Raw genomic sequence first — 17,164 nt, 5'->3', positions numbered from 1 at the left:
AGAGTTACTTCAGGCCTTAACCGCGTCCACGATAGGGAGGAACGCCCTGATCGGGTATCCAGACATGTTCTGGTGTGACACCAGTCTGCCAGAACACGTCGATCGGGATACCGCCCCGCGGATACCAGTACCCACCGATCCGCAACCAGCGGGGCGACAGAAATTCGACCAGACGGCGGGCAATGGACACGGTGCAATCCTCGTGAAATGCGCCGTGGTTCCGGAATGACCCCAAAAACAGTTTCAGGGATTTTGATTCAACCAGCCAATCACCCGGCACATAGTCGATCACCAGATGCGCAAAATCCGGTTGCCCTGTCATCGGGCAGAGCGAGGTGAACTCAGGCGCGGTGAACCGCACGCAATAGTCAATGTCGGCCTGCGGGTTCTGCACCCGCTCCAGCTCGGCCGCTTCGGGCGATTTCGGCAGTTCGGTTTTGCCGCCCAGCTGTGTCAGATCGCTGTAAATGGTTTCCATCATGTACTCCTTTCGGGGTCAGACCCCGCGTTTGTTACCCCACAGTAGGACGTGTAGTTGCGGCAGAACCCGAGGCGAGAACCAGCCATCGGCGGTTACCTTCTCCACCAGCCACAACAATCGGTCCGACAGGGTTTGTGGATCGACCGGCAGATCGGGATCAACCTCGGCATTGCCCGGTTGTAGAAACAGGGGCAGCGCCGGGTGACGGTCGGCTACAGCGCGGGCCCAGTCGTAGTCGGTCTCGTTGAAGATCACGATTTTCATCACCACGTTCGGGCCGGTTTGCGCGGCGTCGAGGCAAGCCGTGAACGCGTCCCAATCCACGGTTTCGCCGCTCGAGGGCGGTTTCGGGCTCAGAACCAGCGTATCCAGATCGCTAAACCACGGTTTCGCAATCGAGCCTTGGGTTTCGCATGCAAACCGATACCCCTCGGCTCGGCCCTGCGCGATCAGAGGGCCAAAATCCTGGATAGCGGGGTTTCCGCCCGACAGCGAAACGGTCAGAGGTCGCCCGCCTGACAAAGCGCGCACCTGTTCCCACACCGCATCCGTGGACATTGCGGCCCAGTCGTGGCGAAAGGTGGTGTCGACCGCATGCATGCTGTCACACCAGCTGCACCGATAATCGCAACCGCCGGTGCGTACAAAAACAGTAGGCTCCCCGATCAGCGCGCCTTCGCCTTGTATAGTAGGGCCAAAAATTTCGGCAATCCGCAGGCGGGTCATGGGCGATACTCGGCCCAAGTCTTTGGCGTTTCACTGACCCGGACGGCCGCGGTTTCCGGCCAGCGCGCGGCACACCAGTCATAGAAATGACGTGCCATGTTTTCCGCCGTGGTCAGGATGTTCATCACGTCGTTCAGGTGCCGGTGGTCGAACGTTTCGTCGATATAGGTCTTGAGCGGTTTCAGTTCGCCATAGTCACGTACGAACCCGTCGGCGTTCAGGGTGGATGCGGCCAGCTCGACCTCGATGATATAGTTGTGTCCGTGCATCCGGGCGCATTGGTGATCGTTAGGCAGATGGGTCAACTGATGCGAGGCGGAAAAGTGGAATTCCTTGGTGATCCGATACATCAGGCAGATTCCTTTTGCGCCGTGACCTCGACCCAGAATTCCGGGTCTTCATAGATGGTTGGGTCTTCGACATTGGCCAGATGGAATGCCTCACGCCGTTCGACGCAGGTACCGCAGCGACCGCAATGATGCTCGCCGCCTTTGTAGCAGGACCATGTCTGGGCAAAGGGTGTTTCGCATCGCGCCCCTTCGGTGACGATGTCGGCCTTGCTACGGTGCACAAACGGAGTGAACAGGGACACGTCGGCGTAGCTATCCAGCGCGTGTTTCTGCATTACCTCGAAGGCTTCCGTAAATTCCGGACGGCAATCGGGATAGATAAAGTGATCCCCCCCATGCACAGCCGTTGCCACCGCATCGGCCCCGCGTGCCGCCGCTGCGCCAAACGCCACGGTCAGCATGATGGCGTTCCGGTTGGGCACTACGGTCACGCGCATGCTGTCCTCGGCATAGTGCCCGTCCGGTACGTCTACATTGTCGGTCAGCGCCGATCCGGTCAGAACGGCCCCGACCGGGCGCAAATCGATGATGTCATGGGGCACACCCAACCGCTGCGCGCAAAGCGCGGCATAGTCCAGCTCTTTCCGGTGACGCTGGCCATAGTCAAAGGAAATCAAGCCCGTCAGCTGGTGATCACGGGCGACCATATGCGCCAGCGATACCGAATCCAGCCCGCCCGAGCAGATTACGATCGTTTTCATATTTTGAACCCTTGTTTTGATACCCGGGTAGGCTGCGACCGGGATGCGCTCTGTTACACACGAGGGATGGGCGTGCCAACCCCCCCTCTGCCGCGATCACGTGCTTGTGGCTGAAAGCAGCGATTTGAGGAGTATTTTCTGTTCAGAGGGCCGCAAGTCGGATTGAGATGCGAGCGCTGTTTCCCAATTGTATTCAACGCTGGGTAAACAATTCGGCATGTTTCTTGCAACCATCTGGAAACAAGGAGTTGCACGCTCTAAGCTCCGGCTAACCAAAAGGCCGATCTAACCCAAAATTTTTACCGCCAACAACCGTTTTGGACCCCAAGTGCGAGTCAGCGTAGGAATTGCCGTTTCAATACTCGTCGCGCTTTCGATTGGCGCGTCGACTTTTGTGGTGCATTCGCTGTGGTGGACGACCGCGCGCGAAAACAGTCGGATGCTGGCAGCCGAGATCAACAGTCAGATCGCCAACACCGTCCGGATCGAAGTGGGACTGACCCTCAGATCCGCCGAAGCGGCCTGGGCTGCGGTCAGGACAATCTTTATCCAGAATGTCATCCAGACAAGGCAAGCTGACAAGCGCGAGTTCGTTTTCCTTTCGCAATTGCAGGCACAGCCCAATATCTCGTGGATTACCTTTGGCTGGCCCGATGGCAATTTCTTCGCCGCTCACCGATTGGGTGACAGCGGATTGGAGATGATAGAAATCAACGACGAGATTCAGGATCGGAGCCTACGCAAGGATCGCTACATCTTTATCCCTGGGGACATCCAATTTGAAACCCGCTCGTTTTCGCCAACGGAATACGACCCGCGCGATCATGCGTGGTACGGGAACTTTATAGACCGTGATACGCCGGACTGGATCGAGGTCCGCGACCTGCCGGGCAGTGACAAGACGGTCTATGCTTTTGCCGGGGCAATTGATGTAAACCGCAGACGGCAAGGCGTGTTGACGGTGGCGATCGAAACGGATCGCCTGTCGCGCTTTTTGGGATCGTTGCGTCCAGGAGAGTTTGGTGCGGCCTATATTTTAAGCGCAGATGGTAAGGTTATCGCCGTGCCCGATCCGGAAGCAGATGAGGTTACCCCAGCGCGGATGGGTGAGGGTGAGCTGTATGAGGTCGCTAAGATGTCGGGGGAAACACTGCTGGCCACCTCCGGTACAAATGTCGCGGGCAGTGTGACGACCCGCGTAGTATATGAAGACGTGCCTTACGCCGTGGCCTTAACCCCGCTTGGGTTTTACGGGTGGCGTGTAGCCACAGTTATTCCCGAGGCTGCGTTCCTGTCGGGCATCGACAAGACTCTCGTCAATCTGATTTACGCGCTGCTAGGGGTGGTCGTTGTGGCCACAGGGCTTGCCATCTGGTTGATGCGTAAAGTTGTGGCCAATCCTTTGTCGCGCGTCGCCGAAGACCTGAGCCGGATCGAACGTTTTGATGTCGAGCAGGTTTCGAGCCGTCCTTCGCGACTGAAAGAACTGAACAATCTGTCTGCCGCGACAGCGAATATGGCGGCAGGCCTGTCAGCCTTTCGCAAATACGTACCAACGGATCTAGTAAGAATGCTGGTTGCGGCTGGCATCAAGACGCAGCCCGGAGGTGAAACAAAGACGATCTCAGTGTTGTTTTGTGATGTGTCGGGTTTCACTGGCCTGACTGAAAAGCATGGTCCAAAGATTGTCGAGTTGATGGCGCCGTTCTTTAGCGCCGCATCGTCGACTATTGAACGCCATCATGGAACGATCGACAAATTCATTGGTGACGCGGTGATGGCGTTTTGGGGTGCGCCTCGAGAAAACGTCAACCATGCTGAAGATGCCTGCCGTGCTGCGCTTGAGCTGGTTGATATGGTTGAAGGTGCTGGCCTGCATAGTGACTCGGACGATACCTTGCATATCAGGGTCGGTTTGAACAGTGGTGAAGCCTTGGTTGGCAACATAGGGTCCGAGAAGAGATTGAACTACACAGCGATTGGGGACGTGGTGAATGTCGCAAGCCGGCTTGAGGTTGCCAACAAAGCCTATGGCAGCGCGATCCTGATTGGCCCGGAAACACGGCGACAAGCAGGGGACGCGATTATCGCGCGAGAGCTGGACACACTTGAAATCGCAGGCAGATCCGGAGAGCTGATTGTTTTCGAACTAATTGCTATGGCTGACAGCGTTGCAGAACCGCCCCCCTGGATTGAGGTCTATGAAACGGGGCTTGCCCATTACCGGGCCAGACGGATGTCCGAGGCGATCTCGGCCTTTGAAGCGGCGGACAAAATGCGCGGGGGTGATCCTGTGTCCGTGTTGATGATCGAACGGGCATCTGCTTTGCTGGCTAACCCTCCAACGGATGATTGGACAGGCGTCGCCTTCATGGACGAAAAATAGGTTATTGTCGCGAAATTTGGGGCGTGATGTATTCGTCTTTCGCTTGTCCCGGAGCAGCAACTCTCAAAAGCCTAATCTGTGTCCGTTGATCTTAGAAACAGTTGGTCGACAAACATAGGAAGGTGGGAGAGTGTAGCGGTATGTTGAAATTTTATGTCGTTTCGGCGGCTAATGCTGAAACATCATGACAGCGAGAGCGTGATAGTTTAATTGTTCATTTTAGACTAAAATTTACTCGGTGAATTCTGTGGAACACGTAGTATTTACGTTTGAGATGGGAGTGGTTTGCGCTCTGTTAGCCTTCACCGTTTTCCTGTTCGTATCCGAAGTTGTCAGAATTGACCTTTCTGCCATATTGGTTCTGGTTCTTGTCGGCCTGCTAAGCTACGCACCTGGGCTTGAGAACCTCGCAAATGTCGCGCATCTGTTTGATGGATTTGCGTCAAACGCCGTGATTTCTATCATCGCGGTCATGATCGTGGGTGCCGGGCTGGATAAAACTGGCATCATGAACAAAGTTGCGGCAGTCATCTTGAAATATGGCGGCACAGCCGAGGGCCGAGTTCTTCCGATCATATCCGGCACTGTCGGTGTCATATCATCATTCATGCAGAATGTCGGTGCGGCCGCGTTGTTTTTGCCCGTTGTCAGCCGGATTTCCTCAAGGTCCGGAATTCCGCTGTCGCGTCTGCTGATGCCCATGGGGTTTTGCGCCATTTTGGGCGGCACAATGACGATGGTTGGCTCTTCACCGTTGATTTTGCTTAATGATCTGGTCTTGACCGCAAATGAGGGACTGCCTGAAGGGCAAAAGATCGAACCATTTGGTCTTTTTTCGGTAACACCAATAGGTGCGGCTTTGATCCTGACCGGGATCGCATACTTTCTTTTGCTTGGAAGATGGGTGTTACCTGGGGATACCGGATCTGACAGCACCGGCACAGGGCAGGGTACGCAGGAATACTTGCAACGGGTTTACGGGCTTCAGGCAGACGTTTTCGAGGTGATTGTGCCCGAGAAAAGCCCGCTTGTGGGGCAGGTGTTGGCCGATATCAATCACGAAAACCATCTTTATATCATCTCCACCTTTTATCGCGGCAAAACCTCAATGGTTCAGGTTCTGACGGCGGAGATTGCTGCCCCCTGCAGGCTGGCCATCATTGGAAATCGCTGGGTCGTTGAGCAATTTGCAGAGAAGTTCGATTTAACTGTTCTTCCGGAATTGGATATTTTTGTAGAAGAATTCGCCCCTACCAATGCCGGTATTGCCGAAGTTGTCGTGACCCCTGATAGCAAGCTGATCGGAAAATGCCCGCGCGAGCTTTTGTTTCGCAAGACATATGGCATGTCGTTGCTTGCCATACATCGAGGCGAAGAAACCCTCAGCCACGTTGAGACCGAAACGCACGAATCCACTCAGATCGGGCTCGAGGAATTTCACGCAGGCGACATGCTTGTCGCGCATACAAGGTGGGACAACCTGATGCGGATTAAGCGGGATCCGGACTTTGTGGTCGTCACAACGGATTTTCCGCAAGATGAGTTGCGCCCGCAGAAAGTCGGCTGGGCGTTGGCCTTTTTTACAATTTCCCTGTCTTTGATATTGTTCACCGACGTTCGTTTGTCGCTGTGCCTACTGACCGGAGCAGCCGGAATGATGCTTACGCGCGTACTGAGCGTGGACGAGGCATATCGCGCAGTGGGGTGGAATACGGTGTTTCTGTTGGCCTGTCTCATACCGCTGGGGCAGGCGGTGCAAAATACCGGAACGGCGGCATGGATTGCGCAGCAAATCATGGTCCTTCTGAACGGCTGGCCGATTTGGGCGCTACAGGCCGGGGTCGCGATACTGGCCACGGCATTTTCGCTGGTCATGTCAAATGTCGGGGCGACTGTATTGCTTGTACCTCTAGCCATTTCGATTGCCGTGGCGGCGGGAGGTAACCCCGCTGTCTTTGCGCTGACCGTGGCAATTTCAACCTCGAACAGCTTTATCATTCCGACCCATCAAGTAAACGCCCTGATCATGGGCCCTGCGGGTTACAAGGTTATGGACTTTGTTCGTTCGGGCGGGGTTATGACCATCTTGTTTTTGGTTGTTTCTCTGGTGATGCTCAACGCAATCTACTGAGTTGGATTAATAAAAATTTCAGTTCAGAGATGCTTGTTTTTTATAGGTTCGCTAGCGCATTCGAAATTGTAGGCAGTCTAAAAACACACTTGTTGCAGAGTTGCCTGACGATAGAGTACCGGAGATCGTACCGACAATTAAACAAACAGGCATTTTTTGCCTTGCTTGCACTCAAATGACTTTGCAGTCAGAAAATGTCTCGCAAAGACCAAGCAAATGCAATTACAGGTTTTCGAAAATTAGGCGGGGTAATCGGCAATGAATTCAAAGGGCATAGCGGGTAAGGTTGAAGGCCTTTTTGTCGGGGAAATCCAGAGTTTGTGGAAAGATTGCCCTCCGTCAGCTATTCACAAGTTGCCTGCACCTGACCGTCAGAACATTCAAAAACTTGGCTTCGTGTCAGATGAGCAGGCGGACCCGGAACACCATGGTGGTGTAGACAAGGCCATTCACCACTATGCTGCCGAACATTATTCGGCCTGGATAGACGAAGGACAAATCCCCGAAGGTACAACCCCGGCTGCATTCGGAGAAAACGTTTCTACGAAAGGTTTGACCGAATGGGATGTGTGTATTGGCAGATGTTCTGCGTTTGGGGACTGCTGTGGTGCAAATCAGTCAGGGCCGGCAACCTTGCTGGAAGGTCAGCGAATACACGGAAAACGCCAAGATGGCCTATTTGTTCCAGAAGACACCCCGGACAGGGTGGTATTACAGGGTGCTGGAAGAGGGGCAAGTATCAATTGGGGACAACATTTCGCTGATCGAACGGCCACAACCGGGTTGGACTGTCGCGCGGCTCACAGAGGCGCGGCTGTTCAGGAAAGCGACACCGTCCGAAGCCGAGGAATTGGCACAGATGCCGGAATTGGCCGATGGGTGGAAAAGGGCGTTTAAGCGCATGGCCGCGGGTGAACATGACGAAGATGTTCAACGGCGGCTGAACGGCTAAAGCAGAACACACCCAAGGCATAGCCAATTGGGTGTGTTCAGGACTTTGGGGTAGGGCGGCCTGCGCGCGGGTTGCCGCCCTACCAACTTGACTAAGTCAGGCTGTGAGTGCGTGGTTGCCGAAATACATGAACTCGCGATCCATTCCGGCCACGTCACCTGCTTCGAGGGACAGGCTGGCCGAATCCAGCATTTTGTAGCTTTTCTGCGATTTCACATACTCATCCGCATCCTGAAGCGTTGTCAGCGTATAGCTGGTGGTCTCGCTCAGATAGTGCGTCGGGATAATGATCTTGGGTTTCAGCTTTTCGACGATGTCGTTGCCTTGCTTATAGTCCAGAATGTGCTGCGATCCATCGACGGGCAGTGTCAGAACATCGACCTGGCCTATTGCGTCCCAGAATTCCTGTGGCGGATTATGCCGGTTGTCACCCCAGATCAACGTGCGAATACCGCCGGTTTCGATCAGGTACACCACCATGTCCATGTGGCTGACATTGTCTGGCGGGCAAGCTTGTACCCCGAACTCTCCCAATGCGTTGGTCCAGTCATACCAACCCGGCGCACGGCATACATGCTTGTCCGCAAATCCGGTGATCTTGATATCGGCGAACTCAAAATTCCCAACCATCCGGTCCAGTACCATGGTCGAGACGGGGCGGTGAATGGCGTCATGGTCGAAATGCGTATGGGTGGACATGCAGATATCGACCGGCGTTTCAGGGAATTCGTTCTTGAACCACAAACCCCAAGCGCCCGAGGGGTCGTCGCGCCAGGGGTCGAACAGAACAGTTGCACCGCCCGGTGAGGTGATCTTAATGGCGCAGTGTCCATAGAAGTCGATCCCGACAGTTCCATCCACGGATTGCCCCGTGGTTTTCTGTAACTCGATCACGCCGTTGTTGTTACCGGGTTGGGTCCAGTCGGTGGATTGCGCCTTGGCAGAAGTGGTAGTCAGCAGCGAGGCCGCCCCGCCAACACCGGCAGCACCAGCTGCCATAAAGAAGGATCGGCGCGACAGGCCCGGCGTCAGATCGTCCTTGTCACCACGCAGCAGCGTTGGCTTCAGGTTTAGGTCATCTCTTTCCATATTGGCATTCCCTGTTGTCTCTATTTCCGGTCTTTGCCGGAACAGAAACAGGGTACCAACGGGGCCTCATAATCAGTGCATCGAAAATTCAGGGGGGAAACATGGGGTAAATCCCCATGTTTTATTGAATAGACAACAGCAGGCTGCGCAGGTTCTTTCCGCTGCGTTTCAACCCGAGTTTTGCGCGAATGTTGTTGCGGTGAAACTCGATCGTGCTGGGCTCGCGCGACAGCGTTCGCGCAATATCCTTGGTTGTCTGCCCCCGCATGATCAACTGTGCGATTTCTTGTTCGGTGGGTGTGAGATCTTCAAAAACCGTGGTCAGCTGTCCGCTCATCTCAGACGTGATGGTTTTCAAACTCTCTTCGGCAAGGTCCAGATATATCCGGCCAGCAGGGTCACTTTCCAACCGCCCGCGCAGTTTTGCCAGATGCGGAACGACCAACCCCTTGATCTGGCTTAAAATCTTCGCGTCGTATTCCTGTCGGGAGGTTTCGACGCTGTTCAACAGTACTCGCAGTGCGGCATTCGCCTCTTCAAGGTCAGCGGTGCGGTTGGCCACGCGTTGCTCCAGCTGGTCCAATGTGGCTTGCAATTCAGCCTCGAGCGCGGTGCGGCGGTCGATTTCAACCAGCAGTGAAAGATCGGATTCGATAACCCTTGCGAATTCCTGTAGCCCTTCGCGAAACAGCAGCGCACGCTGGTTCCGCCGTGAATCCAAAACGCAAATCGTCCCGAAAATCGTACCGTCCGGCCATTTGAGCGGATATCCGATATAGAAGCTCATCCCGAGTTCTAAATCGTCATTGTCGCACCAGTCAGGGTCCTTGGTCGCGTTTTCGACCGTCAACTCGCCGTCGCGTTTCAGAACACCGTAGCAATACAGTTTTTCGCTCAGGGTAAAACCGCAGCCGACCGGGTAGGGATTATCGGTGTTTTGGCTTGTAACAAAGACAGAATGATGAGGCGCATGCGTCCGCATCACGAGACTTGCAGGCACGTCGGCAACCCGGGCGATCAGATCGACGATCCGCTGCCATTTGGCGATGGTTTCCTGCGAAATTGTGGGTTTCAAGCCAACCTCCGAACGCAACATAGGTTAACCGATGAAACCTATCCGCTGACATTGCCAGAATTTTTGCCCCATTTTACATAATATTCAAAAATAATCGCGAATATTTGACCTCTTGGCCCGAACACAATTCACGACATTCAACAAAGCAGCGCGCAATTGTCGCCCTATCTCCGGTTGGAAGATCGTCGACAATCACTAGAAAACAGAGCGGTACCAGAGTGCTGTTCGTAACCCGATGCCACCGGTCGTCCGAAGCTACAGTCCGCTTTGTCAGTTAGGCCTCCGCCAACAGCAGGTCGCTGGCTTTTTCACCGATCATGATTGCAGGAGCATTTGTGTTGCCGCTGACAATCTCTGGCATGATCGAGCAATCCGCCACCCGCAGATTGGCAATCCCGTGCACCTTCAGCTTCGCATCCACAACCGACGCCTCAGAGCTGCCCATCGCACAGGTACCGGTCGGGTGATAGATCGAGGTTGAATTCGATCGGGCCCAATCCAGCGTACCGTCGTAATCGTCACAGCTCAGGTCGGCCGAGGGCCGAAATTCCGAGGAAATCTTTGAGCTTAACGGGTTCTGTTTTGCGATTTTTCGGGCGATGTTCACTCCGTCGACGATTGTTCGGCAATCCGTTTCGGTCGACAAATAATTTGGGATGATCTTGACGTACTCTGACGGGTCCGGCCCGTTCAGTCGCAGCTCACCCCGGCTTTCTGGCCGCAGCTGACAGACTGACATTGTGAAGGCCGAAAACGGATGAACACCCTCACCGGGGCTGTCGGCGGACCAAGGTTGGACGTGAAACTGAATGTCAGGTGTTTCAACGTCGGGACGGGTCTTCATGAACCCGGTCGCAAGACTAGCTGCCATAGTCATCGGACCAGCGCGGAACAAAGCATATTTCAATGCAATGCGCGCCTGATTGAACAGGCTGCGTACCTCGTCATTCAGTGTGGGTTCATTGCATTTGAACACCAGCCTTGCCTGCAAATGGTCCTGCAATCCCTTGCCGACACCGGGCAGGGCGTGCAGCGGCTCGATTCCGTTTTCCTTTAGATGATCAGGGTCGCCGATTCCCGATAGCATAAGAATCTGGGGTGAGTTGATCGCGCCACCGGACAGGATGATCTCACGCCGGACTTTCAGGGTTTGCTCGGCACCCGAACGATCCCGGTAGGTTAAGCCTGTTGCCTTTTTGCCCTCTAAGGTGACCCGTGTCACCAAGGCATTCGTGATGATGTTGAGGTTCTGCCGGTCGCGGATGGGTTTAAGATACGCCACTGCGGCGCTGCAGCGGCGGCCATTGCGAGTGGTCAGCTGGAAATAGCCTACGCCTTCTTGCTCGGCCCCGTTATAATCCGGATTAAACGGATACCCTGCGGCCTGTGCGGCTGCGACCCAGGCGTCACAGATCGGGCGCTGGATACGCATGTTAGACACGGACAAAGGTCCGCCGACGCCGTGGAATTCATCCTCGCCTCGTTCCTGATCCTCGCAACGTTTAAACAAGGGCAGCACGTCGTCCCAGCCCCAGCCTTCGTTGCCCATTTGACGCCAGCGGTCGTAGTCCTCTTTCTGACCGCGCACGTATAGCAAACCGTTCAGCGACGACGAACCGCCTAGCACCTTGCCGCGTGGCCAGTCGATGGATCGACCGTTCAACCCCGGATCAGGTTCGGTCCTGTAGCACCAATCGACCGAGGGATTATGCATGGTTTTGAAATAGCCCACCGGGATGTGAATCCACGGGTTGGTGTCGCGACCACCGGCCTCAAGCAAAGCGACGGTCACGTTGGGGTCGGCGCTCAGGCGATTGGCGATGACACAGCCCGAAGACCCGGCCCCGACAACTGCATAGTCTACTTCCATGATCACCTCCCTGAAACTGGTTTCAAAAAGTTCTAGCCAAACGTTGAGAAATATACTAGCCTTTTTTGATACAAAACGTCTCATTATTTGCGATCAGGGAGGTAAGCAATGGAGATCGGACGGAAACTAAGTGGTATTTCGCGGCGGGATTTCTTCCGTGTGGCGGGCCGTTACGGCATGAGCTCGACTCTGCTGGCTGCGGGTGGGTTCGGTGGGGCGATGAGCCTCGCGAATCTGGCGCAGGCTGCCGAATCAACCTACGAAAAGCGCTTTTCGAAAGAGCCGAAGCACACGCTGAAATTCGGCGCATCAGGGTTCAACACCCGCAACCTGTTGATCGAACGTGCCGGAGCCATCGAATTCGCGCGTGATCTGGAAGAGCGCACAGACGGCGAGATTCGGATCGAATTCATCGGCGACAATCAGATCTGTGGTCAGCTGAGCTGTGTTGAAAAGACTCAGCAGGGAATTGTCGATATCTACGCGGCCTCGACCCAGAACTCGGCCGGTGGCGCGCCTTATCTGAACGTGCTGGACTATGCCTATATGTTCCCCAGCCGCGCAGCGCAGTATCACTTCTTCTACAGCCCGGCGAGCCAGCGCATCCTGCGCGATCCGCTGGAAAAACGGCACGGTCTGAAATTCCTGTTCACCCATTGTGAACTGCGCGGCCTGCAAATGGGCGCGAACTTTGCTGACAAGCCAACCGTCACAAAGCTGGAAGAACTGTTTGGTACCAAAAACCGCGTTACGGGCACTCAGTTGGGTCGTATCGCCATGCAGCTGCTGAATCTGAACCCAGTTCCGGTGGCTTGGGAAGAAACACTGGACGCTCTGAAAACCGGTCTGATCGACGGTGCCGAGACATGGGCCTCGGCCGTGGCTTACGCCAACATGGCGCCGGTGGTCTCGCAGTCGGTGAACTTGAAATTCTTCTGCGGCACTGAACACACCTCGATGTCGGCCAAGGTCTTTGACGGTCTGGGTGGTGAGTTGCAGGATGCGGTGATGGAGTCCTCATACTTCACACAGGCGCTGATCCAAGGCGCGAACGAAGCCGCGTTGTTGAACACTGTTGGCTTCTCGGAACCGCAACTTCCAAACACGATCTTCGCCGAAAACGGTGTACGCCCGGCCTTCCTGGCCGACGACCAGATCAAGCTGGCCGAAGAAATGTGTGCTCCCAACTACAACCCCGAGCCTTGGGCTCAGTGGCGCGAGCGGATTAACAAATGGGCTGGTGGCATCGACACATATCAGGAGATCTACGACATCGCGCGTGAAATCCCCGCTGATACTGTCGCCGAAAACGTCGAGCCACGCCGTTGGTGGAGAGGCGAAGCCTAACCTAAGCTTTATACGAACCGGCCCATGTGGGCCGGTTCCACTAAACACCGACTGGGAGGACGGGGTTCATGTCATTTTGGGCAGATGTCGGCGCGATATTCAGTGCTTTACTCACTTTCGATTCATTCGAAATTCAATCCGCGCTGGAATCCGACGCAACATGGGTAGTGGGCGCAATCGTCTCGGCCCTGGGCGGGATCCTCATCATGTGGATTTACCGGAAAGTGCCGTTTGTTGACCGCCACTTTGAACGTGCCGTGATGGTTTATTCCTACCTTGCGATTGCCTTCATCATATTCTGGGGCGTGATCGATCGGTTCGTATTTAATGACCAGGAACCTTGGTCCACCACCATTCCTCCACTCCTTTTCATGGTGATGGCATGGTTTGGCGCGTCTTATAACGTGCGGCTACGTACGCATCTAAGCTTTAGCGAATTCCGCACCTCCATGCCCCGCGGAGGACAATTGGCCTGTCTGATCCTCGACGCGGTGCTATGGTTCATCTTCGCGGTGATCGTCATCGTGACCACCACAAGACTGGTGGCGCTATCGGCATCAAACTTTCAGATCGTTCTGGGTACCGACAACATCATGCAGTGGTGGTTCCTGCTGGCCGCGCCGCTGTCGTTCTTTCTGATGGTCGGGCGGGTGTTTCAGAACCTCGCCGACGATTTGCACAACTGGAAAACCGGTGAACCGCTGATCCAGCAAGCCGTGATTGGAGCAGACTGATGACAGACGGAACCATGGTCACACTGATCTCGATCGGGGTCACTTTTCTGTTCATGCTGGGCGTGCCGGTGCTGCTGGTTATCGGCTATTGGGTCATTGGCTGTTCCTTTGTCCTGGGGCTGACGCTGGACAATATGGGGGCCGAGCTACTGAACGTATTCAACAAAGGCTTTGCCCTGCTGGCAATGCCGCTGTTCATTCTGACAGGAGACTTGATCAACAAATCCGGCATCGCACGGCGGCTCAGCGATTTTGCCTATTCCTGTCTGGGCTGGATACGCGGCGGGCTGGCCATGGCGTCGCTGGGGGCTTGCGGGTTGTTCGCCGCAATCTCGGGGTCGAACTCGGCTACGACCGCAACCATCGGGTCGATGCTGCACCCTGAGATGGTCAAGGGCGGATATGACGAACGATTTAGCGCCGCGACCGCAGCGGCGGGTGGTACGGTTGGGATCATCATTCCGCCATCCATTATCTTCATCGTCTATGGCTTTCTGATGAACCTGCCGATTTCCGAGCTGTTTGTGGCGGGTATCCTGCCCGGCGCGCTGATGGTGTTCGGCATGCAATTTGCCTGTTGGATCATCTGCCGGATCAACGGCTGGGGCTACTTGATCCCTCTGCAGCTGAACCGAGTGCTGAAAACCGCATTTGGTGCGTGGTTGGGCTTTTTCGCCATCGGACTGGTATTGTGGGGCATCTACACGGGTAAATTCTCACCGACCGAGGCTGCGGGCGTGACCGTGGGTTTCTGCGTCATCGCAGGATTGGTCAGCTACCCGATAAACCGGATCATGGGCGCGAGGAACGACATTCCACCGACCGAAAAAACCTATGCCGAGATGTTTGTTGTCGAAGGTTTCACGATCCCTGAAATCCCCTCGATCGTGATTCGTTCAGCCCAGATCACTGGTATCCTTGCGCCGCTGATTGCGATTTCGGTTGTGATGCAGCAAATCCTGTCGCTGCTTGGCGCGCAGGAAACCATTGGGAATTTTGTGACCTCGATGGGTGGGTATCACGCGGTGCTGTTCACCTCGATGGTTATCGTCTTCTTCTCGGGAATGGTGCTAGAAAGTCTTCCGGTTACGATCATTCTCGCCCCGATCCTGGCACCGATTGCGGCCTCGGTTGGCATCGATCCGATCCATTTCTCGGTGATCTTCCTTGTGGGTGCCTCTATCGGTTTCATCACGCCGCCATATGGGCTGAACCTTTATGTGGCGTCGGGTGTGACGGGCGTGCCTTATTTCCGGCTGTTGCGCTATACGGTGCCTTATCTGGTGGCTCTGTTGTCTGTCTGGATTTTGATATCGCTGGTGCCCGATCTGGCCTTGATCCTGCTGCCAAATAACTAGAATGTTGCGGGATGGCCGAAGCGGAAACACAAGAAAAAGAAACTCAGATCCCGACGAACCTGCGCCTGCTGCTGCTCCTTGAAGAGGTGGCACGGCGCGGGGTAGCTGTTAAACCGTCAGACCTGATCGATGCATTGGGTCTGGCAAAACCCACCGTTCACCGCCTGTTGCAAACGGCCGAGACCGAGGGGTTTCTGCAACGCGATCTCGACGGCCGGTCTTATGGCCCTGGCCGTCGTTTGCGACTGCTCTCCGTCAACACTATGTCTGCCGAACATTTGCGGACCGCGCGCCTGGCCATATTGCGTAGCGTGGCCGAGGAAGTGGGCGAAACTTGCAACCTCGCCATTCCAGACCGCGAGGGGATGATCTATCTGGATCGGGTGGAAACCAAATGGCCCCTGCGTATTCAGTTGCCTGTGGGCACGCAGGTTCCGTTTCACTGCACGGCCAGTGGCAAGATGTACCTGTCCACGCTGCGACAGAAAACGCTGGAAGGGTTTCTTTCGGCCGGAAAGCTACATCCGCAGACCGAGCGATCCTTGACGGAGCCCGAGGCGGTAAAGGCCGAAATACAACGTGTTTCTGAGAACCAATATTCCACGGATGATGAGGAATTCATGACTGGGATGTCGGCGCTTGCCGTGCCCGTACAGGACGGGCAGGGCAGGTTGGTAGGGACGCTATCGGTTCATGCTCCGACCCAGCGCCATGATGTCAGCAGCCTGATGTCGTTTCTGGAAACGCTGCGGCAAGGTGCTGGCAAGCTTTCGAGCCTTCTGGCTGAGTGACTCGACAAGCGCAGCGCCAAACTGTAACAGTGGTCGATCCACAAAACAATTTGGCGCTGTTCGATTTTTAGCCAATAACCTACTGGTTAAGCTGCTGCGATCTGGCATGCTTTTTCGACCAGCACTTCGGCTTGTCGGATCGAGGCATAGTCGATCAGACGGCCATCCAGGGATACAGCGCCTTTGCCCGCCGATTCAGCCTCGGCCATGGCGACGAGTATGCGCTGAGCCTTGGTGACTTCGGCCTCGGATGGCGACATGACCTCATTTGCCAGGGCAATCTGGCTGGGATGGATGGCCCATTTGCCTTCACATCCCAGAACCGCCGCACGTTTTGCCGCCGCGCGATACCCGTCGGGGTCCTGAAAATCACCAAAGGGTCCATCGATTGGGCGCAGGCCGTTGGCGCGCGCGGCGACCACCATGCGGGCCAGCGCATAGTGCCACATGTCGCCCCAATGCGTCATACGACCCCCATCAGCATCCGCGTCGGTCAGAACGGAATAGTCGGGGTTTACGCCGCCGATGATCGTGGTCCGGGCCCGTGTCGATGCGGCATAGTCGGCCACCCCGAAATGCAGGCTTTCGTTGCGTTTGGAGGCGGCTGCAATCTCGCTAACATTCTGCATACCAAGCGCGGTTTCGATGATGTGTTCGAACCCGATCCGTTTCTTGTGGCCTTTAGCGTCCTCGATCTGCGTCACCAGCATGTCGACTGCATAAACGTCAGCAGCGGTGCCAACCTTGGGGATCATGATCAGGTCCAGCCGTTCGCCGGCCTGTTCAACCACATCCACCACATCGCGATACATGTAGTGGGTATCCAGCCCGTTGATCCGCACCGACATGGTTTTGTTGCCCCAGTCGATATCGTTCAGGGCTTCGATGATGTTCTTGCGCGCCTGTTCCTTTTCATCAGGCGCGACGGCGTCTTCCAGATCAAGGAAGATCACGTCCACATCTGACTTGGCGGCCTTTTCGAACATACCGGGCTGGCTGCCGGGGACGGCCAGTTCGCTGCGGTTCAGGCGGGCAGGGGCTTGGTCGATATTATGAAAGCTCATGGGTAAGGGTCCTTCGTCTTACAGGTTCGGATAAAGAGGGAACTTGGCGCAGAGGTCTGCGACCTCGGCCTTGACCTTGGCTTCGACGGCGGTGTTGCCGTCTTCGCCA

General features: G+C 55.5%; 15 protein-coding genes and 1 pseudogene. 8 read left to right on the top strand and 8 right to left on the bottom strand.

Features of this window, described 5'->3' with window-relative positions; translation table 11 throughout:
• Positions 1 to 16: 16 nt before the first annotated feature.
• The 4 genes from queF to queC are packed head-to-tail and all read right to left on the bottom strand — an operon-like array spanning position 17 to position 2,258.
• Positions 17 to 481, bottom strand: coding sequence for a preQ(1) synthase (gene queF, locus ACR0DT_RS20950; protein WP_480712617.1), 465 nt, complete (start codon positions 479 to 481; stop codon positions 17 to 19).
• 15 nt (positions 482 to 496) lie between these two features.
• Positions 497 to 1,207, bottom strand: a complete 711-nt coding sequence (gene queE, locus ACR0DT_RS20945; protein ID WP_480712616.1) for a 7-carboxy-7-deazaguanine synthase QueE — start codon at positions 1,205 to 1,207, stop codon at positions 497 to 499.
• The gene (gene queD / locus ACR0DT_RS20940; protein ID WP_480712615.1) at positions 1,204 to 1,557 is read right to left on the bottom strand and encodes a 6-carboxytetrahydropterin synthase QueD; all 354 of its coding nucleotides are present in this window, start codon (positions 1,555 to 1,557) and stop codon (positions 1,204 to 1,206) included. The genes queE and queD overlap by 4 nt, the downstream gene beginning before the upstream one ends.
• Positions 1,557 to 2,258 (bottom strand): 7-cyano-7-deazaguanine synthase QueC, encoded by a 702-nt coding sequence (queC, locus tag ACR0DT_RS20935; protein ID WP_480712614.1) that lies wholly within the window; start codon positions 2,256 to 2,258, stop codon positions 1,557 to 1,559. Before queC ends, queD begins: the two co-directional genes overlap by 1 nt.
• A gap of 328 nt (positions 2,259 to 2,586) precedes the next feature.
• Here queC and ACR0DT_RS20930 point away from each other — a divergent pair, with 328 nt between their 5' ends.
• From ACR0DT_RS20930 to ACR0DT_RS20915, 4 genes and pseudogenes are all read left to right on the top strand, one after another.
• Positions 2,587 to 4,644 (top strand): adenylate/guanylate cyclase domain-containing protein, encoded by a 2,058-nt coding sequence (locus ACR0DT_RS20930; protein WP_480712613.1) that lies wholly within the window; start codon positions 2,587 to 2,589, stop codon positions 4,642 to 4,644.
• 247 nt (positions 4,645 to 4,891) lie between these two features.
• Positions 4,892 to 6,775 (top strand): SLC13 family permease, encoded by a 1,884-nt coding sequence (locus ACR0DT_RS20925; protein ID WP_480712612.1) that lies wholly within the window; start codon positions 4,892 to 4,894, stop codon positions 6,773 to 6,775.
• 258 nt (positions 6,776 to 7,033) lie between these two features.
• Positions 7,034 to 7,315, top strand: a pseudogene (locus ACR0DT_RS20920) (MOSC domain-containing protein); the annotation flags it as partial.
• Between the two features lie 34 nt (positions 7,316 to 7,349).
• The gene (locus ACR0DT_RS20915) at positions 7,350 to 7,727 is read left to right on the top strand and encodes an MOSC domain-containing protein (protein ID WP_480712611.1); all 378 of its coding nucleotides are present in this window, start codon (positions 7,350 to 7,352) and stop codon (positions 7,725 to 7,727) included.
• A gap of 96 nt (positions 7,728 to 7,823) precedes the next feature.
• On the opposite strand, the gene ACR0DT_RS20910 is transcribed toward ACR0DT_RS20915, so the two are convergent.
• The 3 genes from ACR0DT_RS20910 to ACR0DT_RS20900 all read right to left on the bottom strand — a co-directional run bounded on the left by ACR0DT_RS20910 (position 7,824) and on the right by ACR0DT_RS20900 (position 11,761).
• Complete coding sequence (locus ACR0DT_RS20910) at positions 7,824 to 8,816, bottom strand: MBL fold metallo-hydrolase (protein WP_480712610.1); 993 nt, start codon at positions 8,814 to 8,816, stop codon at positions 7,824 to 7,826.
• 121 nt (positions 8,817 to 8,937) lie between these two features.
• Complete coding sequence (locus tag ACR0DT_RS20905; RefSeq protein WP_480712609.1) at positions 8,938 to 9,891, bottom strand: LuxR C-terminal-related transcriptional regulator; 954 nt, start codon at positions 9,889 to 9,891, stop codon at positions 8,938 to 8,940.
• A gap of 274 nt (positions 9,892 to 10,165) precedes the next feature.
• Entirely contained in the window at positions 10,166 to 11,761 is a 1,596-nt protein-coding gene (locus ACR0DT_RS20900) for a GMC family oxidoreductase (protein ID WP_480712608.1), read from the bottom strand.
• 108 nt (positions 11,762 to 11,869) lie between these two features.
• Between ACR0DT_RS20900 and ACR0DT_RS20895 the strand changes: the two genes are divergently transcribed.
• From ACR0DT_RS20895 to ACR0DT_RS20880, 4 genes are all read left to right on the top strand, one after another.
• Positions 11,870 to 13,108 (top strand): TRAP transporter substrate-binding protein, encoded by a 1,239-nt coding sequence (locus ACR0DT_RS20895; protein ID WP_480712607.1) that lies wholly within the window; start codon positions 11,870 to 11,872, stop codon positions 13,106 to 13,108.
• 68 nt (positions 13,109 to 13,176) lie between these two features.
• A complete protein-coding gene (locus tag ACR0DT_RS20890) occupies positions 13,177 to 13,842 on the top strand; it encodes a TRAP transporter small permease (RefSeq protein WP_480712606.1) in 666 nt (221 codons plus the stop codon).
• On the top strand, positions 13,842 to 15,200 hold the full coding sequence (locus tag ACR0DT_RS20885) for a TRAP transporter large permease (protein WP_480712605.1): 1,359 nt from the start codon (positions 13,842 to 13,844) through the stop codon (positions 15,198 to 15,200). The genes ACR0DT_RS20890 and ACR0DT_RS20885 overlap by 1 nt, the downstream gene beginning before the upstream one ends.
• Before the next feature lie 11 nt (positions 15,201 to 15,211).
• Positions 15,212 to 15,991 (top strand): IclR family transcriptional regulator, encoded by a 780-nt coding sequence (locus ACR0DT_RS20880; RefSeq protein WP_480712604.1) that lies wholly within the window; start codon positions 15,212 to 15,214, stop codon positions 15,989 to 15,991.
• 86 nt (positions 15,992 to 16,077) lie between these two features.
• Here the strand turns inward: ACR0DT_RS20880 and ACR0DT_RS20875 are convergent, their stop codons facing one another.
• On the bottom strand, positions 16,078 to 17,055 hold the full coding sequence (locus ACR0DT_RS20875) for an HpcH/HpaI aldolase/citrate lyase family protein (protein ID WP_480712603.1): 978 nt from the start codon (positions 17,053 to 17,055) through the stop codon (positions 16,078 to 16,080).
• Positions 17,056 to 17,164: the final 109 nt, after the last annotated feature.

It is taken from the genome of Ruegeria sp. BI11 (assembly GCF_056538005.1).
The sequence above is the reverse complement of the archived record's forward strand: the minus strand, read 5'-3'. Positions and strand labels throughout refer to the sequence as shown.

What these genes read in the sequence shown, in the direction of transcription:
- ACR0DT_RS20900 (WP_480712608.1), bottom strand. Translation starts at nt 11,761, where the DNA reads ATGGAAGTAGACTATGCAGTTGTCGGGGCCGGGTCTTCGGGCTGTGTC.
- ACR0DT_RS20880 (WP_480712604.1), top strand. Translation starts at nt 15,212, where the DNA reads ATGGCCGAAGCGGAAACACAAGAAAAAGAAACTCAGATCCCGACGAAC.
- ACR0DT_RS20885 (WP_480712605.1), top strand. Translation starts at nt 13,842, where the DNA reads ATGACAGACGGAACCATGGTCACACTGATCTCGATCGGGGTCACTTTT.
- ACR0DT_RS20875 (WP_480712603.1), bottom strand. Translation starts at nt 17,055, where the DNA reads ATGAGCTTTCATAATATCGACCAAGCCCCTGCCCGCCTGAACCGCAGC.
- queC (WP_480712614.1), bottom strand. Translation starts at nt 2,258, where the DNA reads ATGAAAACGATCGTAATCTGCTCGGGCGGGCTGGATTCGGTATCGCTG.
- queF (WP_480712617.1), bottom strand. Translation starts at nt 481, where the DNA reads ATGATGGAAACCATTTACAGCGATCTGACACAGCTGGGCGGCAAAACC.
- queD (WP_480712615.1), bottom strand. Translation starts at nt 1,557, where the DNA reads ATGTATCGGATCACCAAGGAATTCCACTTTTCCGCCTCGCATCAGTTG.
- queE (WP_480712616.1), bottom strand. Translation starts at nt 1,207, where the DNA reads ATGACCCGCCTGCGGATTGCCGAAATTTTTGGCCCTACTATACAAGGC.
- ACR0DT_RS20890 (WP_480712606.1), top strand. Translation starts at nt 13,177, where the DNA reads ATGTCATTTTGGGCAGATGTCGGCGCGATATTCAGTGCTTTACTCACT.
- ACR0DT_RS20895 (WP_480712607.1), top strand. Translation starts at nt 11,870, where the DNA reads ATGGAGATCGGACGGAAACTAAGTGGTATTTCGCGGCGGGATTTCTTC.
- ACR0DT_RS20910 (WP_480712610.1), bottom strand. Translation starts at nt 8,816, where the DNA reads ATGGAAAGAGATGACCTAAACCTGAAGCCAACGCTGCTGCGTGGTGAC.